The organism is Streptomyces crystallinus, assembly GCF_039521265.1.
GTDB lineage: Bacteria > Actinomycetota > Actinomycetes > Streptomycetales > Streptomycetaceae > Streptomyces > Streptomyces crystallinus.
In genome coordinates, this window is the sequence record NZ_BAAACA010000015.1 from 139,005 (window position 1) to 163,734 (window position 24,730).

General features: G+C 72.0%; 23 protein-coding genes. 13 read left to right on the forward strand and 10 right to left on the reverse strand.

The window, feature by feature from the left end:
• Nucleotides 1-24: 24 nt before the first annotated feature.
• Nucleotides 25-747, forward strand: a complete 723-nt coding sequence (locus tag ABD236_RS16045) for a VIT1/CCC1 transporter family protein (protein ID WP_344074366.1) — start codon at nucleotides 25-27, stop codon at nucleotides 745-747.
• 3 nt (nucleotides 748-750) lie between these two features.
• Here ABD236_RS16045 and ABD236_RS16050 read toward each other — a convergent pair whose 3' ends face one another.
• A complete protein-coding gene (locus tag ABD236_RS16050; RefSeq protein WP_344074391.1) occupies nucleotides 751-3,849 on the reverse strand; it encodes an NACHT domain-containing protein in 3,099 nt (1,032 codons plus the stop codon).
• Between the two features lie 191 nt (nucleotides 3,850-4,040).
• Here ABD236_RS16050 and ABD236_RS16055 point away from each other — a divergent pair, with 191 nt between their 5' ends.
• Complete coding sequence (locus ABD236_RS16055) at nucleotides 4,041-5,084, forward strand: zinc-dependent alcohol dehydrogenase family protein (RefSeq protein WP_344074367.1); 1,044 nt, start codon at nucleotides 4,041-4,043, stop codon at nucleotides 5,082-5,084.
• Nucleotides 5,085-5,229: 145 nt separating this feature from the next.
• On the opposite strand, the gene ABD236_RS16060 is transcribed toward ABD236_RS16055, so the two are convergent.
• Complete coding sequence (locus ABD236_RS16060; protein WP_344074368.1) at nucleotides 5,230-6,768, reverse strand: S8 family serine peptidase; 1,539 nt, start codon at nucleotides 6,766-6,768, stop codon at nucleotides 5,230-5,232.
• Between the two features lie 93 nt (nucleotides 6,769-6,861).
• Nucleotides 6,862-8,382, reverse strand: coding sequence for a S8 family peptidase (locus ABD236_RS16065; protein ID WP_344074369.1), 1,521 nt, complete (start codon nucleotides 8,380-8,382; stop codon nucleotides 6,862-6,864).
• A 286-nt stretch (nucleotides 8,383-8,668) separates the two neighbouring features.
• On the opposite strand from ABD236_RS16065, the gene ABD236_RS16070 reads away from it, so the two are divergent.
• From ABD236_RS16070 to moaA, 3 genes are all read left to right on the forward strand, one after another.
• A complete protein-coding gene (locus ABD236_RS16070) occupies nucleotides 8,669-9,034 on the forward strand; it encodes a DUF485 domain-containing protein (protein ID WP_344074370.1) in 366 nt (121 codons plus the stop codon).
• Nucleotides 9,031-10,665 (forward strand): solute symporter family protein, encoded by a 1,635-nt coding sequence (locus tag ABD236_RS16075; protein ID WP_344074371.1) that lies wholly within the window; start codon nucleotides 9,031-9,033, stop codon nucleotides 10,663-10,665. Before ABD236_RS16070 ends, ABD236_RS16075 begins: the two co-directional genes overlap by 4 nt.
• A 151-nt stretch (nucleotides 10,666-10,816) precedes the next feature.
• Entirely contained in the window at nucleotides 10,817-11,806 is a 990-nt protein-coding gene (gene moaA, locus ABD236_RS16080) for a GTP 3',8-cyclase MoaA (protein WP_344074372.1), read from the forward strand.
• Here moaA and ABD236_RS16085 read toward each other — a convergent pair.
• Together ABD236_RS16085 and ABD236_RS16090 are read right to left on the reverse strand one after the other, a co-directional pair.
• Nucleotides 11,789-12,037: a hypothetical protein gene (locus ABD236_RS16085; RefSeq protein WP_344074373.1), complete on the reverse strand. Its 249-nt coding sequence runs from the start codon at nucleotides 12,035-12,037 to the stop codon at nucleotides 11,789-11,791. The two genes, moaA and ABD236_RS16085, sit on opposite strands and share 18 nt — an antisense overlap.
• A gap of 177 nt (nucleotides 12,038-12,214) precedes the next feature.
• Complete coding sequence (locus ABD236_RS16090) at nucleotides 12,215-12,589, reverse strand: DUF3099 domain-containing protein (protein WP_344074374.1); 375 nt, start codon at nucleotides 12,587-12,589, stop codon at nucleotides 12,215-12,217.
• Nucleotides 12,590-12,832: 243 nt separating this feature from the next.
• Here ABD236_RS16090 and ABD236_RS16095 point away from each other — a divergent pair, with 243 nt between their 5' ends.
• Nucleotides 12,833-13,108 carry a GlsB/YeaQ/YmgE family stress response membrane protein gene (locus tag ABD236_RS16095; RefSeq protein WP_344074375.1) on the forward strand — a complete coding sequence of 92 codons (276 nt, stop codon included), beginning with the start codon at nucleotides 12,833-12,835 and terminating at the stop codon, nucleotides 13,106-13,108.
• A gap of 145 nt (nucleotides 13,109-13,253) precedes the next feature.
• On the opposite strand, the gene tyrS is transcribed toward ABD236_RS16095, so the two are convergent.
• From tyrS to ABD236_RS16110, 3 genes are read right to left on the reverse strand one after another with little or no spacing between them, the layout of a single operon-like run.
• Nucleotides 13,254-14,522 carry a tyrosine--tRNA ligase gene (gene tyrS / locus ABD236_RS16100; RefSeq protein ID WP_344074376.1) on the reverse strand — a complete coding sequence of 423 codons (1,269 nt, stop codon included), beginning with the start codon at nucleotides 14,520-14,522 and terminating at the stop codon, nucleotides 13,254-13,256.
• Nucleotides 14,523-14,576: 54 nt separating this feature from the next.
• A complete protein-coding gene (locus ABD236_RS16105) occupies nucleotides 14,577-15,974 on the reverse strand; it encodes a metallopeptidase TldD-related protein (protein ID WP_344074377.1) in 1,398 nt (465 codons plus the stop codon).
• Nucleotides 15,971-17,467 (reverse strand): TldD/PmbA family protein, encoded by a 1,497-nt coding sequence (locus ABD236_RS16110; RefSeq protein ID WP_344074393.1) that lies wholly within the window; start codon nucleotides 17,465-17,467, stop codon nucleotides 15,971-15,973. Before ABD236_RS16110 ends, ABD236_RS16105 begins: the two co-directional genes overlap by 4 nt.
• A 221-nt stretch (nucleotides 17,468-17,688) precedes the next feature.
• Here ABD236_RS16110 and fabG point away from each other — a divergent pair, with 221 nt between their 5' ends.
• The 3 genes from fabG to ABD236_RS35020 all read left to right on the forward strand — a co-directional run bounded on the left by fabG (nucleotide 17,689) and on the right by ABD236_RS35020 (nucleotide 19,828).
• On the forward strand, nucleotides 17,689-18,405 hold the full coding sequence (gene fabG, locus ABD236_RS16115; protein WP_344074378.1) for a 3-oxoacyl-[acyl-carrier-protein] reductase: 717 nt from the start codon (nucleotides 17,689-17,691) through the stop codon (nucleotides 18,403-18,405).
• A gap of 4 nt (nucleotides 18,406-18,409) precedes the next feature.
• Entirely contained in the window at nucleotides 18,410-19,177 is a 768-nt protein-coding gene (gene fabI, locus ABD236_RS16120) for an enoyl-ACP reductase FabI (protein WP_344074379.1), read from the forward strand.
• Between the two features lie 132 nt (nucleotides 19,178-19,309).
• Nucleotides 19,310-19,828 (forward strand): hypothetical protein, encoded by a 519-nt coding sequence (locus ABD236_RS35020; RefSeq protein ID WP_425543879.1) that lies wholly within the window; start codon nucleotides 19,310-19,312, stop codon nucleotides 19,826-19,828.
• 111 nt (nucleotides 19,829-19,939) lie between these two features.
• Here the strand turns inward: ABD236_RS35020 and ABD236_RS16130 are convergent, their stop codons facing one another.
• A complete protein-coding gene (locus tag ABD236_RS16130; RefSeq protein WP_344074380.1) occupies nucleotides 19,940-20,614 on the reverse strand; it encodes a FadR/GntR family transcriptional regulator in 675 nt (224 codons plus the stop codon).
• A 129-nt stretch (nucleotides 20,615-20,743) separates the two neighbouring features.
• Between ABD236_RS16130 and ABD236_RS16135 the strand changes: the two genes are divergently transcribed.
• The 4 genes from ABD236_RS16135 to ABD236_RS16150 all read left to right on the forward strand — a co-directional run bounded on the left by ABD236_RS16135 (nucleotide 20,744) and on the right by ABD236_RS16150 (nucleotide 23,155).
• The gene (locus ABD236_RS16135; RefSeq protein ID WP_344074381.1) at nucleotides 20,744-22,063 is read left to right on the forward strand and encodes a CynX/NimT family MFS transporter; all 1,320 of its coding nucleotides are present in this window, start codon (nucleotides 20,744-20,746) and stop codon (nucleotides 22,061-22,063) included.
• Nucleotides 22,064-22,067: 4 nt separating this feature from the next.
• A complete protein-coding gene (locus tag ABD236_RS16140) occupies nucleotides 22,068-22,184 on the forward strand; it encodes an SGM_5486 family transporter-associated protein (RefSeq protein ID WP_344074382.1) in 117 nt (38 codons plus the stop codon).
• Nucleotides 22,185-22,352: 168 nt separating this feature from the next.
• Nucleotides 22,353-22,559 (forward strand): hypothetical protein, encoded by a 207-nt coding sequence (locus ABD236_RS16145; protein WP_344074383.1) that lies wholly within the window; start codon nucleotides 22,353-22,355, stop codon nucleotides 22,557-22,559.
• A 77-nt stretch (nucleotides 22,560-22,636) separates the two neighbouring features.
• Nucleotides 22,637-23,155 carry a SixA phosphatase family protein gene (locus ABD236_RS16150; protein ID WP_344074384.1) on the forward strand — a complete coding sequence of 173 codons (519 nt, stop codon included), beginning with the start codon at nucleotides 22,637-22,639 and terminating at the stop codon, nucleotides 23,153-23,155.
• An 87-nt stretch (nucleotides 23,156-23,242) separates the two neighbouring features.
• Here ABD236_RS16150 and serB read toward each other — a convergent pair whose 3' ends face one another.
• Nucleotides 23,243-24,496, reverse strand: coding sequence for a phosphoserine phosphatase SerB (gene serB / locus ABD236_RS16155; protein WP_344074385.1), 1,254 nt, complete (start codon nucleotides 24,494-24,496; stop codon nucleotides 23,243-23,245).
• Nucleotides 24,497-24,730 lie beyond the last annotated feature (234 nt).

Sequence of the window (24,730 nt, forward strand, 5' to 3'; positions counted from 1 at the left end):
GCGGGGGGTGAGACCCTTCGCCGCATGACGCAAGCGGAGACGGCCCGCGGCCACGACGAGGCCCACGGCGGCGCCCTCGGCGCCCGCCTGAACTGGCTGCGGGCGGCGGTCCTGGGCGCCAACGACGGCATCGTGTCCACGGCGGGCCTCGTCGTCGGCGTGGCGGGTGCGACGGACGACCGCTCCGCCCTGCTGACGGCGGGCCTCGCGGGCCTGCTCGCGGGCTCGATGTCGATGGCGGCGGGCGAGTACGTCTCCGTCTCCACCCAGCGCGACTCCGAGACGGCCGCGCTCGCCATGGAGCGGCGCGAGCTGAAGGAGGAGCCCGAGGCGGAACTGGCCGAGCTCACCGGGCTGCTGGAGGACCGCGGCCTCAGCACGGAGCTCGCGCGCCAGGCGGCGGAGCAGCTCACCGAGCGCGACGCGCTGCGCGCCCACGCGCGCGTGGAGCTCGGCATCGACCCCGACGAGCTCGCCAACCCCTGGCACGCGGCGGGCGCCAGCTTCCTCGCCTTCACGGCCGGCGCGCTGCTGCCCCTGCTGGCCATCGTCCTGCCCCCGTCCTCGGCACGCCTGTACGTGACGGTCGGCTCGGTCCTGGCCGCGCTGGCCCTCACGGGCTGGTGGAGCGCCCGGCTCGGGGCTGCGCCGGTGGGGGCGGCGGTGCTGCGGAATGTGGGCGGGGGTGCGGTGGCCATGGGGGTGACGTATGCGGCGGGGGCGGCGCTGGGGGCGGCGGGGGTCTGAGGGTCAGGGGCGGGTGCGGATGCGTTTCAGCCGTTCCGGGGGGATGCGCTCGGCGCCGAAGAAGGCGGTGTCGTCGGGCACGGTGACGGTGAGGGCGGGCAGGTCGGCCAACGGGGCCAGGTCGAGGGGGCGTCCGGCCGTCGTCGACCTGGTGAGGCGTACCGCTGTCAACCGGGGCAGTTCCCGCAGGGCCGCCAGCCCGTTGGGCAGTTCGCAGCCGTACAGGTGCAAGACCTGGAGCTCGGCGGCGCCCGCCAGCACGGACAGATCGAGGGATTCCAGTTCGTGGAGGCCCAGGTACGTCAGACGGCCGAGGACGTCCGGCCTTCGGCACAGGTCCCGCAGCTGTGCCTGCCCGGCGAGCGTCAGATCGGTGAGAAGCGGCCAGCGTTCTATCCCGTCGAGGCTCGCGTACCGGATCTGGCGCTGAAGCACCAGCGAGCTCAGCAGGGGCCCCAGGGGCAGCTCGGCGATGCTCTCGATGACCGCGGGATGCCCGATGAAGGCGCTCGTGAGGCCGGTCGCCTCCCGTAGAGGCTCAAGGGAGAGCTCCGGATGCAGCATGGAGAAGGAGATGTGTTCGAGGCCGGGCTTGGCGATCGGTACCAGGTCCCGCACTGCCGAACACCGGTTCAGACCTATCCGCTTGAGCCGGGCGAGGGAGGCCAGCGGGGTGAGGTCCGTCAGGTCCAGGTTGCCGTAGAGGAAGACGTACTCCGCGTCCCGGACCTCGGTCACCGGGGTGAGGTCAGCGTGGTTGCCCGTCAGCTGAACGAGGCGGGCCCGGGGCACCAGCCGCAGGGCATTCAGCTGCTCCTGGGTCGTGGCGGTCAGGAAGGCCTCGGTCCATGCCCCTTCCGCCAGCACCTCGCGCGCGTACTCCTCGGTGTCGAACGACCCCCAAGCCGTCGAGACCTGAGTGGCCACGCGCCCCCGCCCATCCCCCCGAAACCGCGAGATCACCTCGAACGCCGCATCACCCCGAACCGCCGCGGCCGTCCGCACCACCGCCCCCGCCTCGTACTCGTCGAGCCCCTCGGGCCCGGGGAGCAGCCCGAGGACCAGCTCGCCCACCTTCGCCAGCGCCTCCGCGTCGTCCAGGCTCCGGGGCGGCAGCAGCTCCTGGGTGCGGGCCTGCACGGAGTCGCGGATCGCCGGATCCAGCTCGGGCGCGTGCTCCAGGCACGCGGCCGCCAGCAGCACCAGCCGGTGCCGCAGCTTGGGGGCCCGGTCGGCCCGGCGGAGCAACTGCTTCAGCAGCCGGGCGCGTTCGTCCGCGCGCGCGTGCCCGACCGCCATCTGCACCACGTCGTCCCACGTGTCGTCGTGCGCGTTGGCCGCGAGCACGCCGAAGTCGCGGGACTCCACCGCCGCCTTCGCCCCCAGGTAGTCCTGGAAGGTGCGGTGGACGAACCCCACGGTCCCGGGTGCCGGTTCGCGCAGCAGGCCGCTGCGGATCAGCAGGTGCGCGAAGACCTGCTCGGGGGTGCCCCGGACCTGCGGCATCGCGGTCAGCCAGCCGGCGATCAGCTCCAGGACCTCGCCGTGCTCGGCCTCCACCTGGGCGTTGCGGATCAGCCAGTACGCGAGCCGCTGGAGGAGTGCGGTCTGCTCCTCGCGGGTCAGCTCGACGCCCTCCACGCCCGCGATCTCGCGTTCGGTGTCCCGCCGTACGAGCAGCATGTCCAGAGCCGCGTCGTACAGCTCCTTGCGGGCGCGCGGAAGCTGCATCCGGCGGTCCCGGTTGAGCGCGCACAGCAGGGCGCACATCAGCGGGTTGGTGGCGAGCCGGCCCAGGTCGCGGCGGCTGCCGACGGCCTGTCGCAGCGAGCTCTCGTACGTCGCCAGCCGTAGGCGTTCCACGTCGCTCAGGCACTCGCCCCGGGCCGCGTCGTGCCAGTGGCCGATGAAGGCGCGGATGTCGTCCCGCTCCATCGGCAGCAGCGAGTGGGCCGCGAAGCCCTGCCGGGAGAGCCAGTCCACGGGCACCGCGGAGGGGCGGGTGGTGACGACGTACCGGGCGTTCGGGTAGGCGGCGATCAGCGACTTCAGCCAGGTCTCGGTGCGGTGGCGCAGCCGCGCCGGGACCTCGTCCACCCCGTCGACCAGCACCAGCCCCCGGCCGTCGGCGAGCATCTGCTCCACCCATCCGGCGGGCGCCGCCCCGTGCAGCGGCACCCCCGCCGCCCGCAGGAACTCGTCGGGCAGCGGCAGCGCGTCCGCCTGGGTGAAGGCGCGCAGCCGCAGCACGAACGGGACGCAGCGGTTCCAGTCCGCCAGCTCCCCGGTGAAGCCGCGCCGGGCCGCGTTGAGGGCCAGCCACTGCACCAGCGTGCTCTTGCCGGAGCCCGCCGGGCCCCGCAGCACCAGGCGGTCGGCGCCCGCGAGCGCCTGTTCGGCCTTGACCGCGACCTGGTCGCCCCGGGCCGGGCCGAAGTCCCCGCGCTCGCCGCTCACCGCGAGGCTGATGTAGGCCGTGTCCAGCGCCCACTCGCCGCGCGAGCGCCCCAGCGTCAGCCCGAACAGTTCGAGCCGCCCGTGCGTCTCGGTCATATAGCCCGCGTACCGCTCCTCGAAGCTCAGCGCCGCCGCCTGCGGTCGCGGGCCGAGCCGGCCGCGCACCTCCGCCACCAGCCCGTACGTCCGCTCCGCCGCCCGCACCTGCTCCACCGCCGCCCTGGCGGCGAACGCGGGGTGCGCGGTGAGCTGCTCCACCACATGCGCGCAGCAGAGCCCGAGCAGCTCCTCGTAGAGGGGCTCGGCCGGGCCGGGGTGCGGGCGGCGCAGCGCGGCGCGCAGCCGCCCGGGCTCCAGGCCGAGGGAGAACAGATACTCCGGAGTGAGCTCGCCCGCCGCCGCGAACGCGTCCGCCACGGCGTCGGCCGCCGCCGTCCGCTCGTGCTCCGGCAGCGGGCCGTGGGAACCGGCGAGCCGCCGCCCGAGCACCTTCGCCAGCCGCTCCGGCGACGCGGGCCCCGGCAGCGGGCGCAGGGCCGGGCGGACGGGCGCGGACACCAGTCCCGCGCCGGGCTTCGGGCTCAGGAGCGACTTGGCGACGGTGGAGGCCACCGTGCCGGCCAGCCGTAAGAGCGCGACTTCCATGCCTGACACGGCAGTTGACCTCCCCAGGGCCCAGGAGGAACGCATCCTACGCCGTCGGCCCGGCCGGCCTGCGGCGGACGCCCACCCTGCTCGGCGGGCGGGCACTCCTGGCACAGGCGTACGGTGAGAGGCGGACTCCCCGTACGGCCGATTTCCGTACGTCCCCCGACTGACCAGCAAGGATCTTCCCCATGCGCGCCACCGTCATCCACGCCCCCCACGACATCCGGGTGGAGGACGTGCCCGACCCCGTGGTCCAGCTCCCCACCGACGCGGTCGTGCGGGTGCTGCGGGCCTGTATCTGCGGCAGCGACCTGTGGGCCTACCGGGGCGAGTCCGCCCGCCAGCCAGGGCAGCGGATCGGGCACGAGTTCCTCGGCGTGGTCGAGGAGGCGGGCTCGGAGGTGAACGGGTTCCGCGCCGGGGACCTGGTGGTGGCGCCCTTCGTCTGGTCCGACGGCAACTGCGAGTACTGCGCCGAGGGCCTCCAGACGTCCTGTCCGCAGGGCGGATTCTGGGGCTCGGTGGGCTCCGACGGCGGCCAGGGCGAGGCGGTCAGGGTGCCGTTCGCCGACGGCACGCTGGTCAAGCTGCCCGCCGCCGCGGCCTCCGACGACCGGCTGCTCACCGCCCTGCTCGCCCTCTCCGACGTGCTCGGCACCGGCCACCACGCGGCCGTCGGCGCCGGGGTGAGGCGCGGCGCCACGGTCGCCGTCGTCGGTGACGGAGCCGTCGGCCTCTGCGGGGTGCTGGCCGCCAAGCGGCTCGGCGCCGAGCGGATCATCGCCCTCGGGCGCCACCAGGTCCGCACCGACATCGCGCGGACCTTCGGCGCCACCGACGTCGTCGCCGAGCGCGGCGAGGCCGCCGTCGAGGCGGTGCGCGAGCTGACCCGGGGCCAGGGCGCGCACGCGGTGATCGAGGCGGTCGGCACCGAGCAGTCGATGCGCACGGCCGTGGAGATCACCCGCGACGGCGGCGCCATCGGCTATGTGGGCGTCCCGCACGGCAGCGGCACCGGCCTCGACCTCGGCGTCATGTTCGACCGCAACATCGCGCTGCGCGGCGGCGTCGCCCCGGTCCGCGCCTACATCCCCGAGCTGCTGCCGGACGTCCTGTCCGGCGCCGTCGACCCGTCCCCGGTGTTCGACCAGACGGTCGGCATCGACGGCGTCCCGGGCGGCTACAAGGCGATGGACGAGCGCACCGCCCTGAAGGTGCTGATCAAGCCGTAAGGGGCTTCGCCCACCGGTATGTGCCGGGCGGGGGAGATCCGCCCGGCACACCGCATCTCTGCGGACCCCGCAGCCCCCCAGGGGCGCGGGGAAGTGCGCGACCAGCCACAGACGGCCCCCGGACGAGAGCGCACCTCCCCAGGGCTCACCGCACCGCGTGCAGCGCGTTCACGATCCCCGCCCCGTAGAACCCGCTCCGGTGCCGGCCGCCCTCGCAGACCGCGTCCGCCTTGCCGTCCCCGTCGATGTCGTACGGGTCGGGGCAGGCGGTCGGGTCGGCGCCCTCCTTCAGGAGCTCCTTGATCTTCCAGGCGGGCGCGTGCGGATGCGCCGACTTGAGCAGCGCGGCCACGCCCACCACGTGCGGGGTCGCCATCGACGTCCCCGCCATGTAGGCCCACTTGCCGCCGGGCACCGGGCCCAGGATCAGCCCGCTGGTGGCCGGGGCCTGCGGCGGCTGGTAGGCGGTCGAGTCGCCGCCCGGCGCGGCCACGTCCACCACGCCGAGGCCGTAGTTGGAGAACGACGACTTCAGGCCCTTGGCCCCGGTCGCGGCGACCGTGACGACCCCCGGCAGCTGGGTCGGGATGTCGAAGCACTCGCTCGGGTCGATCTTCCGGTCCCCGGGCGTGCTGTCGTTGGGGCTGGCCGGGTCGGTGATCGAGTCGGCCGCGAGGTCGTAGCTCTCGTTGCCCGCCGCCGCCACGTTCACCGTGCCCTTGGACTCCGCGTACCGGCTGGCCCGGGTGATCGCCTCGACCAGCGCCTTCTGGTCCGGGTCGGTGGTGCAGTTGAAGTACCAGGGGTCGGTGTAATAGCTGTTGTTGGTGACGTCGATGCCGTGGTCGGCTGCCCACATGAAGCCGCAGACGACGGCCTCCGTGTAGAAGAAGCTGCCGCCCTGGGTGGAGACCTTGATGGCGGCGACCTTCACCCCGGGTGCCACGCCGGTGACGCCGACGCCGTTCTTCGCCGCGGCTATCTCGCCCGCCACGTGCGTGCCGTGCGGGGAGCCGCCGGTGGTGAACGGCCGCCAGGCGCCGTCGGAGGTGTCCGGGGTGCCGCCGACGCAGCTCACCGACTTCGACCGGTCGAAGTTGGGCGCGATGTCGGGGTGGGTGTCGTCCACGCCCGTGTCGATGACGCCGACGGTCACCCGCGAGCTGCCCAGGGTCTTCTCATGGGCCTTGTCGGCCTTGATGGCCTTCAGGTCCCACTGCAACGGCTCCAGCGGGTCCTCGCCGGCCGCGGCCCCGGCGGTGGCCGCCCGGACCTCCTCGGCGCTGAGCGCCCTGGGCGCGCCGACGTCGGTCGTGGTCTGCGCGGGCAGCGGCGCGGTCCGGGTCGCCCCGGCCGACGCCACGCCCCGTACCGCCCGCATGGCCGTGGCGAAGGCCGGGTCGGCGGAGTGGGCGACGATCACGCCGATCCGGTCGTAGGACTGCACGACCGTGCCCCCGGCCGCGGTGATCGCCTTCTTGACCTTGTCCGCGTGGCCGTATCCCCGGCGGAGGTTGACGACATAACTGAGCGAGGGAGCGTCGGCGGCGGGCGCGGCCTGCGCCGCGGCGCCGCCCGCGGGCATGGCCGAGGCCGTCCCGGGCAGGACCGCGAGCGCGGCGGCACTCGCCATGACGACGGAGACGGCGAGGGCGCGGTGCGTACGGGAGAGGTGCGACGTCATGGGGTCTCCATGTGGCTGACGGAAGTCTCGGTACGTACGGACAGGAGCTGCGCGACGGGCGCGGCGCTGGGGCCGCGCCCGTCGGCCGTCGTGCTACTCGGTCACCGCGTTCAGCGCGTTGACGACGCCTCGGCCGTAGAAGCCGTTGACGCGCTTGCCGCCCTCACAGGTGGAGTCCTGGACGCCGTTGCCGTCCGGGTCGTACAGACCGGTGGGGCAGCCGGGGTTGTCGGCCTGCTCCTTGAGCATCTCCCGCAGATCGGCCGGTGATGCCCAGCGGTGCTTGGACTTCAGGAGCGCGGCCACCCCCACGACGTGCGGTGTGGCCATGGACGTGCCCTGCTTGTAGCCGTACTGGCCGCCCAGGATCGTCGACAGGATCCGGCCGTTCTTGTCCGGAGTGTCCGGGATCTGGTACTTGTCACCGCCGGGCGCGGCCACGTCGATCTGGCCGAGGCCGTAGCTGGAGTAGTACGACTTGATGTTCTGCACGCCGGTCGCGGAGACGGTGACGACCCCCGGCAACTGGGCCGGGATGTCCGGGCACTTGGCCGGGTCCACGGTCACCGTGGGGTGCGGCGCGGGCTGGTCGTCCGGGCTGGAGGTGTCGGTGAGGGCGTGCTTGGAGAGGTCGTAGTTCTCGTTGCCCGCCGCCGCCACGTTCAGGACGCCCTTGTGCTCGGCGTACTTGCTGGCCCGGGTCACCGCGTCCAGCAGCGCCTTCTGGTCCGGGTCGGCCTTGCAGTTGAAGTACCAGGGGTCCACGTAATAGCTGTTGTTGGTGACGTCGATGTGGTGTTCGGCGGCGAAGACGAACCCGCAGACCACCGCCTCGGTGAAGAACAGCCCGCTGCCCTGCTCGGCGACCTTGATCCCGGCGACCTTCACGCCGGGCGCGACGCCCGCGACGCCGACGCCGTTGCGGGCGGCGGCTATCTCGCCCGCGACGTGCGTGCCGTGGTCGCTGCCGCCCACATACGGCCGCCAGGCGCCCGGCGAGGTGTCGGCGACGCCGCCCACGCAGTTGGCCGACTGGGTGGCCGAGAAGTTGGGGGCGAGGTCCGGGTGGGTGTCGTCGACGCCGGTGTCGATCACGCCGACGGTGACCCGGCGGCTGCCCGGGTAGATCTTGGCGGCCTTGTCGGCGCCGATCGCCCGCAGGTCCCACTGGTTGGCCTCCAGCGGCTCCTGGCCGGGTGCGGCCGCCGCCTTCGCCTTCGCGGCCTCGGCCGGGGTGAGCGCCTGGGTGGTGCCCTCCTCCGTGGTGGCCTGCGCCTTCAGCGGGGTCGTGCGGGTGGCCCCGGCCGAGGAGACGCCCCTGGCCCGGCGTATCTCCTGGGCGAACGCGGGGTTCGTGGAGTGCACGACGACCACGCCTATCCGGTCGTACGAGACGACGACCGTGCCGCCCGCCTTCGCTATCGCCTTCTGCACCCGGGCCGAAGTGCCGTGCCCGCCCGTGGTGTTGACGACGTACGACAGGTTCGGGCCGTCGGCCGCCGGGGCCGGGGCGGCCGAGGCGGTGGCCGCCGGGAGGAAGCCGAGCGAGGCCGTGAGCGCCAGGCCGGCGGGGAGCGCGAGGGCCCGACGCCGTCCGGATCCCAGATGAGCCATGGGTTCTCCACATCATCCGTGAGAGCCGTCCACCCGCGGGTCACGGATGGACGGGTACATGACCAGCGAAGCTATCGCTGATCATGCGGGCCCATCAACGAGTTCGGACGGGTTGGTCCGAGAAGTTGTGCGAACGCCGTGAAGGCGGCGCCGAGAAAAACGACCGGTCTGAACCGAGACGCGACGCCCTCCGTGCCGTTGTCAGGGGGACCGCCATCACCCGTCCCCGACAGTGAGGTCCCCCTTGTCGTCCATCCCCACCGCACCCGCATCGCGAGGAGACTCCGTGGCCACCGACGTGCCACCGCCCGAAGGCGGAATCGACACGCGCCCCGCCCAGCCCCCCACCGAGAAGTTCGTCGAGGTGCAGGCGAGCGAGGAATTCGCCGAACTGCGCCGCACCCACCGCCGGTTCGCCTTCCCGCTCACCGTCGCCTTCATCGCCTGGTACCTGCTGTACGTCCTGCTGTCCAACTACGCGGGCGGCTTTATGGGCCACAAGCTCTTCGGCAACATCAACGTGGCCCTGGTGTTCGGCCTCGCCCAGTTCCTCACCACCTTCCTCATCGCCTGGTTCTACGCGCGGTACGCGGCCACCAAGCTCGACCCCCGCGCCGAGGCGATCAAGTCCCGCATGGAGGCCGACGCATGAGCGCCCCGTACGCCCAGCTCCCGCTCGCGGCGACCGCCACCAGCGAGCACCGGCCGCTGATCATCACGCTGTTCGCGGTGTTCGTCGCCGCGACGCTGGTCATCACCGTCTGGGCGGGCCGCCAGACCAAGAGCGCGGCCGACTTCTACGCGGGCGGCCGTCAGTTCACCGCCTTCCAGAACGGCCTCGCGGTCTCCGGCGACTACATGTCCGCCGCGTCCTTCCTCGGCATCGCCGGCGCCATCGCCCTCTTCGGCTACGACGGCTTCCTGTACTCCATCGGCTTCCTGGTCGCCTGGCTGGTGGCGCTGCTGCTGGTCGCCGAGCCGCTGCGCAACTCCGGCCGCTACACCATGGGCGACGTGCTCGCGTACCGGATGCGCCAGCGTCCCGTACGGACGGCGGCCGGCACCTCCACCATCGTCGTCTCGATCTTCTATCTGCTGGCCCAGATGGCCGGCGCCGGCGTGCTGGTCTCGCTGCTGCTCGGCATCACCAGCGACGCGGGCAAGATCCTGATCGTCGCCCTGGTCGGGGTGCTCATGATCGTGTACGTGACGATCGGCGGGATGAAGGGCACCACCTGGGTCCAGATGGTCAAGGCGGTCCTGCTGATCGCGGGCACCGTCCTGATCACCTTCCTGATCCTGCTGAAGTTCCACTTCAACCTCTCCGACCTGCTCGGCAAGGCAGCCGACAACAGCGGCAAGGGCAGCGCCTTCCTGGAGCCGGGCCTCAAGTACGGCAAGACCGGCACCTCGAAACTGGACTTCATCTCGCTCGGCCTCGCCCTGGTGCTCGGCACAGCGGGCCTGCCGCACATCCTGATCCGCTTCTACACCGTCCCCACGGCCAAGGCCGCCCGTAAGTCGGTGAACTGGGCGATCGGCATCATCGGCGCCTTCTACCTGATGACGATCGTGCTCGGCTTCGGCGCCGCCGCCCTGCTCAAACCGGCCGACATCATCGCCTCCAACCCGGCGGGGAACACGGCGGCGCCGCTGGCGGCCCTGGAGATCGGCGGCGGCAGCGACTCCAACGGGGGCGCGATCCTGCTCGCGGTGATCTCGGCGGTCGCCTTCGCCACCATCCTCGCGGTCGTCGCGGGCCTCACCCTCGCCTCCTCGTCCTCCTTCGCGCACGACATCTACGCCAACGTCATCCGCAAGGGGAAGGCGACCGAGAAGGAGGAGGTCCGGGCCGCGCGCTGGGCGACCGTCTTCATCGGGGCCGTCGCCATCGTGCTCGGCGCCTTCGCCCGCGATCTGAACGTCGCCGGTCTGGTGGCGCTCGCCTTCGCGGTCGCCGCCTCCGCCAATCTGCCGACCATCCTCTACAGCCTCTTCTGGAAGCGCTTCACCACCCAGGGCGCGCTGTGGTCGATCTACGGCGGGCTGACCACGGCGGTCGTCCTGGTCCTCTTCTCGCCGGTGGTCTCCGGCAACCCGAAGTCGTCCATGTTCAAGGGCGTCGACTTCCACTGGTTCCCGCTGGAGAACCCCGGCCTGATCTCGATCCCGGTCGGTTTCCTGCTCGGCCTGATCGGATCGCTCCTGTCGAAGGAGGAGCCGGACGCCGGCAAGTACGCCGAGCTGGAGGTCAAGTCCCTCAGCGGAGTGGGCGCCCACTAGGGCGGGTGTACGGGTACCGGCCGCGGCCGCGTCGTAGGACTCTACGACGCGGCCGCGCCGCACCTCGTGTCAAACGGCCCCCGCTGTTGTCACCCCTCTCGCGTAGGCTCGGCTGTATACACCAACCGGTAATCGGGGGAGGGGGCCCACAGTGCTCATCGACACATACGGCCGTGTGGCCACTGACCTGCGCGTCTCACTCACGGACCGCTGCAATCTGCGGTGCACGTACTGCATGCCGGAAGAGGGCCTGCAGTGGCTGGCCAAGCCGGACCTGCTCACCGACGACGAGATCGTCCGGCTGATCCGCATCGCCGTGACCGACCTCGGCGTCACCGAGGTCCGCTTCACCGGCGGCGAGCCGCTGCTGCGGCCGGGCCTGGTCGGCATCGTGGAGCGCTGCGCGGCCCTCCAGCCCCGCCCCAGGATGTCGATCACCACCAACGGCATCGGCCTGAAGCGCACCGCCGCCGCGCTGAAATCGGCCGGTCTGGACCGGGTCAACGTCTCCCTGGACACCCTGCGCCCCGAGGTCTTCAAGACGCTCACCCGCCGGGACCGCCACAAGGACGTGATCGAGGGCATGGAGGCGGCCCGCGCCGCCGGCCTCACCCCGGTCAAGGTCAACGCGGTCCTGATGCCGGGGCTCAACGACGACGAGGCCCCCGACCTGCTGGCCTGGGCCGTGGCGCACGACTACGAACTGCGCTTCATCGAGCAGATGCCGCTCGACGCCCAGCACGGCTGGAAGCGCGACGGCATGATCACCGCCGGTGACATCCTCGCCTCGCTGCGTACGAGGTTCACGCTCACCCCCGAGGGCGACGACGAGCGGGGCTCCGCGCCCGCCGAGCGCTGGGTGGTGGACGGCGGACCGCACCGGGTCGGCGTCATCGCCTCGGTCACCCGCCCGTTCTGCGCGGCCTGCGACCGCACCCGGCTCACCGCCGACGGCCAGGTGCGCACCTGCCTCTTCGCCCGCGAGGAGTCCGACCTGCGGGGCGCGCTGCGCTCGGGGGCGCCGGACGAGGAGATCGCCCGGCTGTGGCGGCTCGCCATGTGGGGAAAGAAGGCCGGATCCGGTCTGGACGACCCGGCGTTCCTCCAGCCCGACCGCCCGATGTCAGCGATCGGCGGCTGACTCCCACTCCGCGAGCGGCACCACGTCCTTGAGGAACCCGCGTATCCCCAGGAACTGGGAGAGGTGCTCGCGGTGTTCGTCGCACGCGAGCCAGGTCTTGCGCCGGTCCGGGGTGTGCAGCTTCGGGTTGTTCCAGGCCAGGACCCATACGGCCGCGGTGCGGCAGCCCTTGGCGGAACAGCTGGGGGTCGCGTCGGCGATCTCGTCACTCACGGATACATTCTGCGCCATGAGCGGGGGGTGACATGGCGACGCCGAGCAGCCACGGGGGGAGCTGCCCGGCGTCGGTCCGTCGCTCCGACGGGGGATGCGGAGCGCCTACGCAGTATGTCACGGGGGACCCGATGTGGTGCACCGTAACTTCATGATTGATCTGAGCTTTTCTTGAGCTTTGCAGACGGTGACGGATCAGGTCTGCTCGCGTGACCACGGTTCGTGGTCAGGGGTTCCGGCGGGCTGCGCGGGTTCCGCCGGAGCGACCGTCTCGGCCGCGGCGAGCATCGGCCGGGAGGGCGCGGGGACGAACGTCGACGGCAGCGAAGGCGCGTTCTCCCGCCCCGCGTTGGCGATCACCACCGCCACATAAGGGAGCAGGGCTCCCAGCACCAGGGTCACGATCGCGACAGGACGTTCGACGTTCCACAGGACCGCCGTCAGCACCACCGACACCGTACGGATCGACATCGAGATCACATAGCGGCGCTGCCGCCCCCGCACGTCCTCGGCGAGACCCTGCCGGGCCCCGGTGATCCGGAAGACCTCGGCTCCGCTCCGCTTCCGCATCAAGCTCCACCACCCGACTCCACACCGGACTCTCCCCGGTCCGACTGTTCACACGGTACGCCCGGGATCCGCCGGGTTCGAGACCGGGGCCGGTCCGGCCTGTGCGACTGATCCGATCCGTACTGCGTACGGACGAGTCCGACATGCGCCGTATGGCGGATGGGTCAACACTGGCTGCGACTGCTCATACAGGGCGGAGCGCTCGGCTGAGTGCTGCCGCCGGAGCGGAACGAGGAGGCAGCGATGGGCTGGTTGTGGGCGATCATCGTGGGATTCGTGCTGGGTCTGATCGCGAAGGCGATCCTCCCCGGCAAGCAGCACAGTCCACTCTGGCTGACCACCATCTTCGGCATCATCGGCGGAGTGGTCGGCAACTCCATCGCCCGGGCGATCGGCATCGCCGAGACCAAGGGCATCGACTGGGGCCGGCACGGCCTCCAGATCGCGGCCGCGGTCGTGATCGTCGCTCTCGGCGACATGTGCTACATGGCCCTGCGGGGCAACAGACAGCGGGCCTGAACGGCGCGGCGGGCCCGGCGCGGCTGAGGCCCACGGCACGGCGGGCCTGCGACCGTACGGCGAGGCCCACGGCACGGCGAAGGGGCGGCCCCGTAACGGGACCGCCCCTTCGCGTGTCCTGCCGCGCGCCTGCCGTACGCGCGGGTCAGGCGCCCTTGACCTCGATCGCCGCCAGGTTCTTCTTGCCCCGGCGCAGCACCAGCCAGCGGCCGTGCAGCAGATCGTCGGCCGTGACCACCGCGTCCTCGGACGTCACCTTCGCGTTGTTCACGTAGGCCCCGCCCTCCTTCACCGTGCGCCGGGCCGCCGACTTGCTCGCCACCAGCTCCACCTCGGCGAACAGGTCCACCACCAGGCCGAGCTCGGCGACCTCGGCGCGCGGCAGCTCGCTGAGCGCGGCGGCCAGCGTCGCCTCGTCCAGCTCCGCCAGCTCGCCCTGGCCGAACAGCGCCTTGGACGCGGCGATGACCGCCGCGCACTGGTCGGCGCCGTGCACCAGCGTCGTCAGCTCCTCGGCGAGCGCGCGCTGCGCGGCGCGCGCCTGCGGGCGCTCCTCGGTGAGCTGCTCCAGCTCCTCGATCTCCGCCCGGGACCTGAAGCTGAAGATCCGCAGGAACTTGGAGACATCGCGGTCGTCCGCGTTCAGCCAGAACTGGTAGAACGCGTACGGCGTGGTGCGCTCGGCGTCCAGCCAGACCGTGCCGGACTCCGTCTTGCCGAACTTGGTGCCGTCCGCCTTGGTGATCAGCGGGGTGGCCAGCGCGTGCACCTCGGCCTCCGGGACGACCCGGTGGATCAGGTCGGTGCCCGCGGTGAGGTTGCCCCACTGGTCGCTGCCGCCGGTCTGGAGCACACAGCCGTGCCTGCGGTAGAGCTCCAGGAAGTCCATGCCCTGGAGGATCTGGTAGCTGAACTCGGTGTAGCTGATGCCCACGTCGGAGTTGAGCCGCCGGGCGACCGCCTCCTTCGCGATCATCTTGTTGACCCGGAAGTGCTGGCCGACATCGCGCAGGAACTCGATGGCCGACAGGCCCGACGTCCAGTCCAGGTTGTTGACCATGGTCGCCGCGTACGGGCCCTCGAAGTCGAGGAACCGCTCGATCTGCCCGCGCAGCCGCTCGACCCAGCCCGCGACGGTCTCGGGCGCGTTCAGCGTGCGCTCCGAGTTCGGCTTGGGGTCGCCGATCAGGCCCGTGGCCCCGCCGACCAGACCCAGCGGGCGGTTGCCCGCCTGCTGGATCCGGCGCATGGTGAGGATCTGCACCAGGTTGCCGAGGTGCAGGCTGGGCGCGGTCGGGTCGAAGCCGCAATAGAACGTGACGGGACCGTCCGCGAACGCCTTGCGCAGTGCGTCCTCGTCAGTGGAGAGGGCGATCAGCCCGCGCCACTGCAGCTCCTCGACGATGTCCGTCACGGTCGTACGTCTCCTAGGTCTGTGGGGTGATGTGCAGCAGCCAGTGTATGGGGGTCAGACGCCCTGGCTGACCGAGCTCATGTTGAAGTCCGGCACCCGCAGGGCCGGCATCGCGGCCCGGGTGAACCAGTCGCTCCACTCCCTCGGCAGGGTCTTCTCGGTCCGCCCCGCCTCGGTGGCCCGCGACAGCAGGTCCACCGGCGACTCGTTGAACCGGAAGTTGTTGACCTCCCCGACCACCTCGCCGTTCTCCACGAGGTAGACGCCGTCCCGGGTCAGCCCGGTGAGCAGCAGCGTCGCCGGGTCCACCTCGCGGATGTACCAGAGGCAGGTCAGCAGCAGGCCCCGCTCGGTGGCGGCGACCATCTCCTCCAGCGAGCGCTCGCCGCCGCCCTCCAGGATCAGATTGCCGATCGAGGGCGTCACGGGCAACCGGGTAAGACCCGCGCTGTGCCGGGTGGTGATCAGCCGCTCCAGCTTCCCGTCCCGCATCCAGTCGGTGGGGGCCAGCGGCAGGCCGTTGTCGAAGACGGAGGCGTCGTCGCCGGAGGAGTGCGCCAGCTGGAACGGCGCGGACTCCAGGCCCGGCTCGTTCGGGTCGCTGCGCAGGGTCAGCGGCAGCCGGGCCAGCCGCTCGCCCAGCCGGGTGCCGCCGCCGGGCTTGGAGAACACGGTCCGGCCCTCGGTGGCGTCCCGCGCGTTCGACGACCACAGCTGGTAGATCAGCAGATCGGCCACCGCGGTGGGCGGCAGCAGCGTCTCGTAGCGGCCGGCCGGCAGGTCGATACGCCGCTCGGCCCAGCCGAGCCGCACCGCGAGCTCCTCGTCCAGTGCGCCCGGGTCGACGTCCTTGAAGTCCCGGGTGGAGCGCCCCGCCCAGGCCGAGCGCGAGCGGTCCGGCGACTTGGCGTTGAGCTCCAGCGTGCCGGTCGGCTGGTCGTGGCGCAGCCGCAGACCCGTGGAGGTGCCCAGGTACGAGGAGGTCATCTCGTGGTGGGCGAAGCCGTACAGCTCGCGTCCGCCCGCGCGGGCCCGGGCGAACGCCTCGCCCAGCGCCGGGGCGAAGTCGGTGAAGACGGCCGAGGAGGTCTCGGCGGGCGCGTCGGTGAAGTCGGCGGCCACCGGCACGCCCGCCACCAGCGGCTGGGCGTCCTCGGCGGGCCCGGCGCCGCGCGCGGCCGCCTCCGCCGCGCGCACCAGCGGCTCCAGGTCGCCGGCGGTCACGGCGGACCGGGACACCACACCGGAGGCCGTGCCCTGCGCCCCGTCGACGGTGGCGACGACGGTGAGGGTGCGGCCGCGGGTCACGCCGTTGGTGGTCAGCGCGTTGCCGGCCCAGCGCAGATTGGCCGAGGAGTGCTCGTCCGCGATGACGACGCACCCGTCGGCGGTCGACAGCTCCAGCGCCCGCTCGACGATCTCGTGCGGCTTGACGGTCGTACGGGAGCTCATCGCCCGGCCTCCTGCGTCGTGTTGAGGATGTTCACGCCCCGGAACAGGGCCGACGGGCAGCCGTGGGAGACCGCCGCCACCTGGCCCGGCTGGGCCTTGCCGCAGTTGAAGGCGCCGCCCAGGACGTACGTCTGCGGGCCGCCGACCTTCTCCATCGAGCCCCAGAAGTCCGTGGTGGTCGCCTGGTAGGCGACATCGCGCAGCTGGCCCGCCAGCTTGCCGTTCTCGATGCGGAAGAACCGCTGGCCGGTGAACTGGAAGTTGTAGCGCTGCATGTCGATCGACCAGGAGCGGTCGCCGACCACGTAGATCCCGCGCTCCACGCCCCCGATCAGGTCCTCCGTGGAGAGCCCGCCCGGGTCCGGCTGGAGCGAGACGTTGGCCATGCGCTGCACCGGGACGTGCCCGGGGGAGTCCGCGAAGGCGCAGCCGTTGGAGCGGCCGAGCCCCGTCAGCTTGGCGATGCGGCGGTCCAGTTGGTAGCCGACCAGCGTGCCGTCCTTCACCAGGTCCCAGGACTGCGCCTCGACGCCCTCGTCGTCGTACCCGACGGTCGCGAGACCGTGTTCGGCGGTGCGGTCACCGGTCACGTTCATGACCGAGGAGCCGTAGGTGAGCTTGCCCAGCTGGTCGAAGGTGGCGAAGGAGGTGCCCGCGTACGCCGCCTCGTAGCCCAGCGCCCGGTCCAGCTCGGTGGCGTGGCCGATGGACTCGTGGATGGTGAGCCACAGGTTCGACGGGTCCACCACCAGGTCGTACGACCCGGCCTGCACGCTCGGCGCCCGCATCTTCTCGGCCAGCAGCGCCGGGATCTGCTCCAGCTCGGCGTCCCAGTCCCAGCCGGTGCCCGTCAGATACTCCCAGCCGCGCCCCACCGGCGGCGCGATCGTGCGCATCGAGTCGAACTCGCCGCTCTTGTCGTCCACGGCGACCGCGGTGAGCTGCGGGTGCAGCCGCACCCGCTGCTGGGTGGTGACCGTGCCGGCCGTGTCCGCGTAGAACTTGTTCTCGTGCACGGTGAGCAGCGAGGCGTCCACGTGCGCCACCCCGTCCGCCCGCAGCAGCCGCTCGCTCCACTCGCCGAGCAGCGCGCTCTTCTCCTCGTCCGGTACGGAGAAGGGGTCGATCTCGTACGAGGAGACCCAGGTCCGGTCGGCGTGCACCGGCTCCGGCGCCAGCTCGACGCGCTCCTTGGACCCGGCCGCCGCGATCACTTTCGCCGACAGCTTCGCCATCGCCACCGCCTGCGAGGCGACCTTGGCGGCGGCGTCCATGGTGAGGTCGACGCCGGAGGCGAAGCCCCAGGCGCCGCCGTGCACCACCCGGACCGCGTAACCGAGGTCGGTCGTGTCGGACGACCCGGACGGTTTGGCGTCCCGCAGCCGCCAGGCCGCGCTGCGCACCCGCTCCAGGCGGAAGTCGGCGTGGTCGGCGCCGAGCGCGCGGGCCCGCGCCAGCGCTGCGTCGGCGAGGGCCCGCAGCGGCAGCGCCATGAAGGCTTCGTCGAGGGGATGGGTCCCTGAGGGCACAGTTGTCTCCTGTCGTGTGAGACCGGTCGCCCCGATCATGTCGCGGTTCGGGCCCGCCTGCCTATCCCTTTCTGTAGGGACCCCACAGCGCTTTCCGTACGCCACTGTCACAGGTCGATTCCTCGTACACGTGCCGGTACCGATAGTTTGCGGAAGTACGAAACCGCTATCGAAAGGGTGATCCGTTGAGCCGCTCGGTTCTCGTCACCGGAGGAAACCGGGGCATCGGCCTCGCCATCGCCCGCGCTTTCGCCTCCATGGGCGACAAGGTCGCGATCACCTACCGCTCCGGGGAGCCGGACGCCCTCCAGCAGGAGGGGTTCCTCGCCGTCAAGTGCGACATCACCGACGCCGAGCAGGTGGAGCAGGCCTACAAGCAGATCGAGGAGGCCCACGGGCCCGTCGAGGTGCTCGTCGCCAACGCCGGGGTCACCAAGGACCAGCTGCTGATGCGGATGTCCGAGGAGGACTTCACCTCGGTCCTGGACACCAACCTCACCGGCACCTTCCGGGTCGTCAAGCGCGCCAACCGAGGCATGCTGCGGGCCAAGAAGGGCCGTGTCGTCCTGATCTCGTCCGTGGTCGGTCTGATGGGTTCGCCCGGCCAGGCCAACTACGCGGCCTCCAAGGCCGGTCTCGTCGGGTTCGCCCGCTCCCTCGCGCGCGAGCTGGGCTCCCGCAACATCACCTTCAACGTCGTCGCACCCGGTTTTGTCGACACCGACATGACCAAGGTGCTCACCGACGAGCAGCGCACCTCGATCCTCTCCGGGGTGCCGCTGGGCCGCTACGCGCAGCCCGAGGAGATCGCCGCCGCGGTCCGCTTCCTCGCCTCGGACGACGCCTCGTACATCACTGGTGCCGTCATCCCGGTTGACGGCGGATTGGGCATGGGTCACTGATCACATGAGCGGAATTCTCGACGGCAAGCGCATCCTGATCACGGGTGTGCTGATGGAGTCCTCCATCGCCTTCCACGCCGCCAAGCTGGCCCAGGAGCAGGGCGCCGAGGTCATCCTGACCGCCTTCCCGCGCCCCACCCTGACCGAGCGCATCGCCAAGAAGCTCCCCAAGCCCGCCAAGGTCATCGAGCTCGACGTGACCAACCAGGAGCACCTGGACCGGCTCGCGGGCCTGGTCAAGGACGAGCTCGGCAGCCTGGACGGCGTCGTGCACTCCATCGGCTTCGCCCCGCAGGACGCCCTCGGCGGCAACTTCCTGAACACCCCCTTCGAGTCGGTCGCGACGGCGATGCACGTCTCGGCGTTCTCGCTGAAGTCGCTGACCATGGCCTGCCGCCCGCTGATGAGCTCCGGCGGCGCGGTCGTCGGTCTCACCTTCGACGCGCAGTTCGCCTGGCCGCAGTACGACTGGATGGGCCCGGCGAAGGCCGCCCTGGAGGCGACCTCCCGCTACCTCGCCCGCGACCTGGGCAAGGAGGGCATCCGCTGCAACCTGGTCTCGGCGGGCCCGATCGGCTCCATGGCCGCGAAGTCCATCCCGGGCTTCACGGACCTGGCGGACGTGTGGAACACCCGCTCCCCGCTGGAGTGGAACATGGCCGACCCCGAGCCCACCGGCCGCGCCATCGTGGCCCTGCTCTCGGACTGGTTCCCCAAGACGACGGGCGAGATCGTCCACGTCGACGGCGGCGTGCACATGATGGGTGCCTGACCCCCTTCGCCCACGGCCGCCCTCCGTCCGCCTCGCGCGGACGGAGGGCGGCCGTCGTGCGTGTCGGGCCAACTCCCCGCAGACTGATCGAAGCGGACAAGTCGGGCAGTGGGCCGGGGAGGAGGTGGGGCGGTGCGACCCTTGCGTACGGCCCAGCGCCGGGCGGTCGCCCTGGCGGCGCTGCTGCTCACGGCCACCGCCGCGTTCGCGGCCCCCTCGGTCGTACGGGCCGCCACCTCGGAGGAGCCGGCCCCGCCCGCCCCCATCGAGCCCTTCGGGGCGGACTGCCACACCCTGGTACGGGGTTCACATGTGATCGCGTACTGCCACAACCCCTACCCCGACACCGACCGGGTGCGGCTGCACACCGAGTGCGCCCGCTGGTGGGACATCGACGCGGACGCGGCCCCGGTGGAGGTCCCCCCGGCCCAGACGATCCGCCTCACGGACCGCTGCTGGAAGGAGGTCAGGGCGGTGTGGGTAACCCACGAGAGACCAGTCCCCCAGCCGACCCCCGCCCCTCCGCGCGGCACGACACCAAGCACCCCCGCCCCTCCGCGCGGCACGACGCCGACCACCCCCGAGCTTCCGCGTGGTGCGACGCCAAGCACCCCCGAGCTTCCGCGTGGTGCGACGCCAAGCACCCCCTAAGGGGCGCGGGGAACTGCGCGACCAGCCACAGCCGGCCCGCAGACAAACGACCTCCCGCAGGGGCACCCACAGCCGCATCCCCCCAGAGAGCGCGGCTCAGGGCCGCCGCACTCAGAGCCGCTCGCTCAGGCAAACAAACGCATACCCCGCCGCCTCCGCGGCAGCGGCCTCCGCATCGCCCACCCGAATCGCCTCCACCAGCCGCCCATGATCCATATGGTTCTCCGGCCGCAGCTCCCGCCCCACGTCATCGCGCAGCCAATCCCGCAGCAGATCGCCGAGATCCGCGTAGAGCCCGGTCAGGACGTCGTTGTGGGAGGCCGCGACGATCGCCAGGTGCAGCGTGGCGTCCGCGGCCACGAACGCCTCCGCGTCCCCCGACTCCCAGGCCTCCTCGCGCCGGGCGAGCAGCGCGTCCAGCTGGGCCAGATCACGTGGCGTACGCCGTTCGGCCGCCAGCCGGGCCGCCGACGACTCCAGCGTGGAGCGCAGTTCCGCCACATGGCGGGGGTCGGCGTCCGCGAACCGCCGGTGCATCACGCCCGCCAGCTCGCTCGTCGCGACGACGTACGTGCCGGAGCCCTGGCGGATGTCGAGCAGCCCGTTGTGCGCGAGCGCCCGGACCGCCTCGCGGACCGTGTTGCGCGCCACCCCCAGCTGTTCGACCAGCTCGGGCTCGGTGGGGATGCGCGACCCGACCGGCCACTCGCCCGAGGTGATCTGGTTGCGCAGCTGCGCGATCACCTGGTCGGCGAGGGCGGACCGCCGGGGAGAGCTCAGCGCCATGCCGCTCCTTGTGTTCGTGGCCGTGGGGTACGGGTCTGTACGGGTCCATCATCGCGTGCCGGGCCGGTACGGCCGCCGGTACGGGCGGCGATTGGACAACCAATCATCCCATGATTCTATGATGGTGCTATGGCCGACGACGAGACCCGCACCCTGAGCCCCGCGCCGGGCACCACACCCCCCGCCTCCCTGGAGACCCCCGCAGCCCTGGGCGCGGGCAGAAGCGCAAGCGGCGGCGGCCGGGCCGCCTGGACCACCCGCCTGGTGCTCGTCGGCCTCGTCCTCGCCGCGCTCAACCTGCGCCCCGCCATCACCAGCCTCGGCGCGCTCTTCGAGGAGGTCCGCGACGGCCTGCACATGAACGGCAGCGTCGCCGGTGTCCTCACCTCCGTACCGCCGCTCTGCTTCGCCGTCTTCGGCATCACGGCGCCCCGCCTGGCCCGCCGCTTCGGCCCCGCCGTGGTCGTCTGCGCGGGCATGATCGCGATAGCCGCCGGTCTGCTGCTGCGCCCCTTCGCGGGCGGCACCCCGGGCTTCCTCGCGGCCAGCGCGCTCGCCCTGATGGGCATCGCCGTCAGCAACGTCCTGATGCCGGTGATCGTCAAGCGGTACTTCCCGGACCGCGTCGGCTCCATGACCGGCCTCTACTCAATGGCGCTGGCGGCCGGTACCGCCCTGGCGGCCGCCGCCACCGTCCCCGTCACCGACGCCCTCGGCGGCAGCTGGCGCACCGGCCTGAGCGTCTGGGCGCTGCTCGCCGCCGTCGCCGTACTGCCGTGGCTGCTGCTCGCCCGCGACCGCTCCGGCCGGGCGGAGGGCCGGCCCTCGGCCGCCCACGAGGACGCCGAGGCTCCCGCCTTCAGGATCACCCGCAGCCGTACCGCCTGGGCGCTCGCCTGCTTCTTCGGCCTCCAGGCCACCGCCGCCTACATCACCATGGGCTGGATGCCGCAGATCTTCCGGGACGCCGGGGTGTCCGCCGGGACCGCGGGCGTGCTGCTCGCGGTGACCATGGTGATGGGCGTGCCGCTCGCGTTCGTCATCCCGCGCGTCGCCACCCGGATGCGCAACCAGGGCCCCATCGTCGCCGTCCTCGGCGCCTGCGGACTCGCGGGCTACGCGGGCCTCTACTTCGCCCCGGCCGCCGGCGCCTGGGCCTGGGCGCTGCTCCTCGGCATCTCCAACTGCGCCTTCCCGCTCGCCCTCACCATGATCGGCATGCGCACCCGGACCGGCACCGGCGTGGTGCGGCTCTCCGCCTTCGCCCAGTCCACCGGCTACCTCATCTCCATCCCCGGCCCCACCCTGGTCGGCGCCCTCTACGACAGCAGTGGCGGCTGGGGCCTGCCGATCGCCCTGATGGCGGGCCTGATGGTGCCGCAGATCGTGGTCGGTTCGCTGGCGGGCCGGGACCGGACGGTGGAGGACGAGGCGGGGATGCGAGACTGAGCGCATGCCTGTCCTCGACCCGAACCCCCAGAACGGCCAGAAGAAGCTCCTCGTCGTGCTCGGCGCGATGCTGGCGATCACCGTCGTCATCGCCGTGATCGCGACGATCGCCTCGCCCTGACCTGCGCCGACGACCCCCATGGTGGTGCTGGCCCCCCTAACCCCTAGGGGGAAAAGCCCCGGGGTAAGTGGGTGGGTCACCCGATGGGCCCCGGGCGCCTCCTTCCGTAGGTTCGAAGTACGTCAGCGAGACCACGTACGTCACCTTTACGGATTCACGGAGGCGGCCATGTCGGCCCGTACCCACACCCGGTCCACCCAGCCGGCCACCGGCAGTGCCGACTTCCGGCTCCCCTGGTGGGGCATCGCGCTCCCCACCGTCGCCTTCGTCGTGCTGCTGGTGCTCATCACCGGCTCGCACGACGCCCAGGCCGCCTCCGGGGACCCCGCTATCAGCCACCTCATGGACCGCATTCAGCACACGCTGTCTCGGTGAACACCCTTGTCAACCCTGGCGCGAGAGCTCACCGGGACCCTGCGCCCGCTGGCGTGATTCGTGCGAAGCTGTTGGGCATGAGCGTCGACACACCCCGCAGGATCGTCCTCCTCCGGCACGCGAAAGCCGACTGGCCCCAGGTGTCCGACCACGACCGGCCGCTCGCCGACCGCGGCCGCACGGACGCCCCGGTGGCCGGGCGCAGGCTCGCCGACACCGGAATCGCCCTCGACCTGACTCTCTGCTCGACCGCGGTCCGTACCCGCGAGACCTGGAAACTGGCCGTGCAGGAACTGCCGCACCGCCCCAGGACCGTGTACGAGGAGCGGCTGTACGAGGCCTCGCTCGGCGAGCTGCTCGCCCTGCTGAACGAGACGCCGGACGACGTCGACAACCTCCTCCTGGTCGGCCACAACCCCGGCATGCACGCCCTCGCCGACGCGCTGGCGGGCGAGGCCGAGGGAGACGTGCTGCCGAGGATGAACCGCAGCGGCTTCCCGACGGCGGCGTTCGCGGTGGTGACGTTCACGGGCTCGTGGAAGACGGTCGAGCACGGCGTGGGCAGACTGACGGACTTCTGGGCGCCGCACGCGTAAGGCGTACGTACGGAAAGGGCCCCGGAGCGGAGAACCGCTGCCGGGGCCTTGCCGCTGTCCGGGGGACGCCGGCCTGGGGCCGGGGGACTAGTGGGGCAGGTCCACGGAGCCGTCGGCGGCCTCGACCTCTTCGCGGGTGATGCCGAGGAGGTAGAGCACGGTGTCCAGGAACGGCACGTTCACGGCGGTGTCGGCGGCCCGGCGGACCACGGGCTTGGCGTTGAACGCGACGCCGAGACCGGCCGCGTTGAGCATGTCGAGGTCGTTGGCGCCGTCGCCGATCGCCACGGTCTGGTCGAGCGGGACGCCCGCCTCGGCCGCGAACTCGCGCAGCAGCCGCGCCTTGCCGGCCCGGTCCACCACGGCGCCGGTGACGCGTCCGGTGAGCTTGCCGTCGACGATCTCCAGGGTGTTGGCCGAGGCGAAGTCGAGCCCGAGCCGCTCGCGCAGGTCGTCGGTGACCTGGGTGAACCCGCCCGAGACGACGCCGACTTGGTAGCCGAGCCGCTTGAGCGTACGGATCAGGGTGCGGGCGCCGGGGGTGAGCCGCACCTCGGCGCGGACCTTGTCCACGACGGACGCGTCGAGCCCGGCGAGCAGCGCCACGCGCGCGTGCAGCGACTGCTCGAAGTCCAGCTCGCCCCGCATCGCCTGCTCGGTGACCTCGGCGACCTTGTCCTCGCACCCGGCGTGCGCGGCGAACAGCTCGATGACCTCGTCCTGGATGAGCGTGGAGTCCACGTCCATGACGACCAGCCGCTGGGCGCGGCGGTGCAGCCCCGCCGAGACGACGGCGACGTCCACGCCCAGCGCGGCGGCCTCGGTGGCCAGGGCGGTGCGCAGGGGCTCGGTCTCGGCGCCGGAGACGGCGAACTCGACGGCGGTCACGGGGTACTTGGCGAGCCGGAAGATGCGGTCGATGTTGCCGCCGGTCGCGGTGATCCGGGCCGCTATGGCCGCCGTGGACTCGGCGGTGAGCGGGTGCCCGAGCACGGTGACATGGGAACGCCCGCTGCCGCGCGGCCGGTTGTCGCCGGTGCCGGAGATGATCTCGGCCTGGAGCCGCAGCGACTCGGCCCAGCTGTGCACGGTGGCCCGCAGCTCGCCCTCCGTGCTCACGGTCGGCTCGGTGACGAGCGCGCACAGGACGATACGGCCACGGGTGACGACCTGCTCGATGTCGACGACGTCGACGTCGTAGGCGGCCAGGGTGTCGAAGAGCCCGGCGGTGATCCCCGGCCGGTCCTTCCCGAAGATCTTGACCAGCAGGGTCGGGGTGTCCGCGCCCGGGACGGCGTCGGGGGTGTGACCGGCGGGGCGGGGGGGCGTGGAAGCGCTCATGGTGCTTCCACCGTATAGGCCCGCGGCCCGGCTCCGACGCGGTGTCCCGCCCACCGGACAGGTTGTTCGCCTGGGGGAGGGGAAACTGACAGCGCTACGAAACGTGCAGGTCACGCTGTGTTGTCTTGGCCCCTCCCCGCCCCTTCCCGAAAGTCCTCTGGCGGACGGCCTGTCTTTCGGCTGCGGACCGTGGGTGGCTGGTCGCGCAGTTCCCCGCGCCCCTAGGTGGCTAGG

Bases quoted from the DNA above. Each gene is read 5' to 3' on its own strand.
- ABD236_RS16095 (WP_344074375.1), top strand. From the start codon at position 12,833: ATGGGCTGGTTGTGGGCGATCATCGTGGGATTCGTGCTGGGTCTGATC.
- ABD236_RS16110 (WP_344074393.1), bottom strand. From the start codon at position 17,467: ATGGCGCTGCCGCTGCGGGCCCTCGCCGACGCAGCGCTGGCGCGGGCC.
- ABD236_RS16055 (WP_344074367.1), top strand. From the start codon at position 4,041: ATGCGCGCCACCGTCATCCACGCCCCCCACGACATCCGGGTGGAGGAC.
- ABD236_RS16135 (WP_344074381.1), top strand. From the start codon at position 20,744: ATGGCCGACGACGAGACCCGCACCCTGAGCCCCGCGCCGGGCACCACA.
- ABD236_RS16085 (WP_344074373.1), bottom strand. From the start codon at position 12,037: ATGGCGCAGAATGTATCCGTGAGTGACGAGATCGCCGACGCGACCCCC.
- ABD236_RS16150 (WP_344074384.1), top strand. From the start codon at position 22,637: ATGAGCGTCGACACACCCCGCAGGATCGTCCTCCTCCGGCACGCGAAA.
- serB (WP_344074385.1), bottom strand. From the start codon at position 24,496: ATGAGCGCTTCCACGCCCCCCCGCCCCGCCGGTCACACCCCCGACGCC.
- ABD236_RS16090 (WP_344074374.1), bottom strand. From the start codon at position 12,589: ATGCGGAAGCGGAGCGGAGCCGAGGTCTTCCGGATCACCGGGGCCCGG.
- ABD236_RS16145 (WP_344074383.1), top strand. From the start codon at position 22,353: ATGTCGGCCCGTACCCACACCCGGTCCACCCAGCCGGCCACCGGCAGT.
- ABD236_RS16140 (WP_344074382.1), top strand. From the start codon at position 22,068: ATGCCTGTCCTCGACCCGAACCCCCAGAACGGCCAGAAGAAGCTCCTC.
- ABD236_RS16075 (WP_344074371.1), top strand. From the start codon at position 9,031: ATGAGCGCCCCGTACGCCCAGCTCCCGCTCGCGGCGACCGCCACCAGC.
- ABD236_RS16060 (WP_344074368.1), bottom strand. From the start codon at position 6,768: ATGACGTCGCACCTCTCCCGTACGCACCGCGCCCTCGCCGTCTCCGTC.
- ABD236_RS16065 (WP_344074369.1), bottom strand. From the start codon at position 8,382: ATGGCTCATCTGGGATCCGGACGGCGTCGGGCCCTCGCGCTCCCCGCC.
- ABD236_RS16045 (WP_344074366.1), top strand. From the start codon at position 25: ATGACGCAAGCGGAGACGGCCCGCGGCCACGACGAGGCCCACGGCGGC.
- ABD236_RS16105 (WP_344074377.1), bottom strand. From the start codon at position 15,974: ATGAGCTCCCGTACGACCGTCAAGCCGCACGAGATCGTCGAGCGGGCG.
- fabI (WP_344074379.1), top strand. From the start codon at position 18,410: ATGAGCGGAATTCTCGACGGCAAGCGCATCCTGATCACGGGTGTGCTG.
- ABD236_RS16050 (WP_344074391.1), bottom strand. From the start codon at position 3,849: ATGGAAGTCGCGCTCTTACGGCTGGCCGGCACGGTGGCCTCCACCGTC.
- ABD236_RS16130 (WP_344074380.1), bottom strand. From the start codon at position 20,614: ATGGCGCTGAGCTCTCCCCGGCGGTCCGCCCTCGCCGACCAGGTGATC.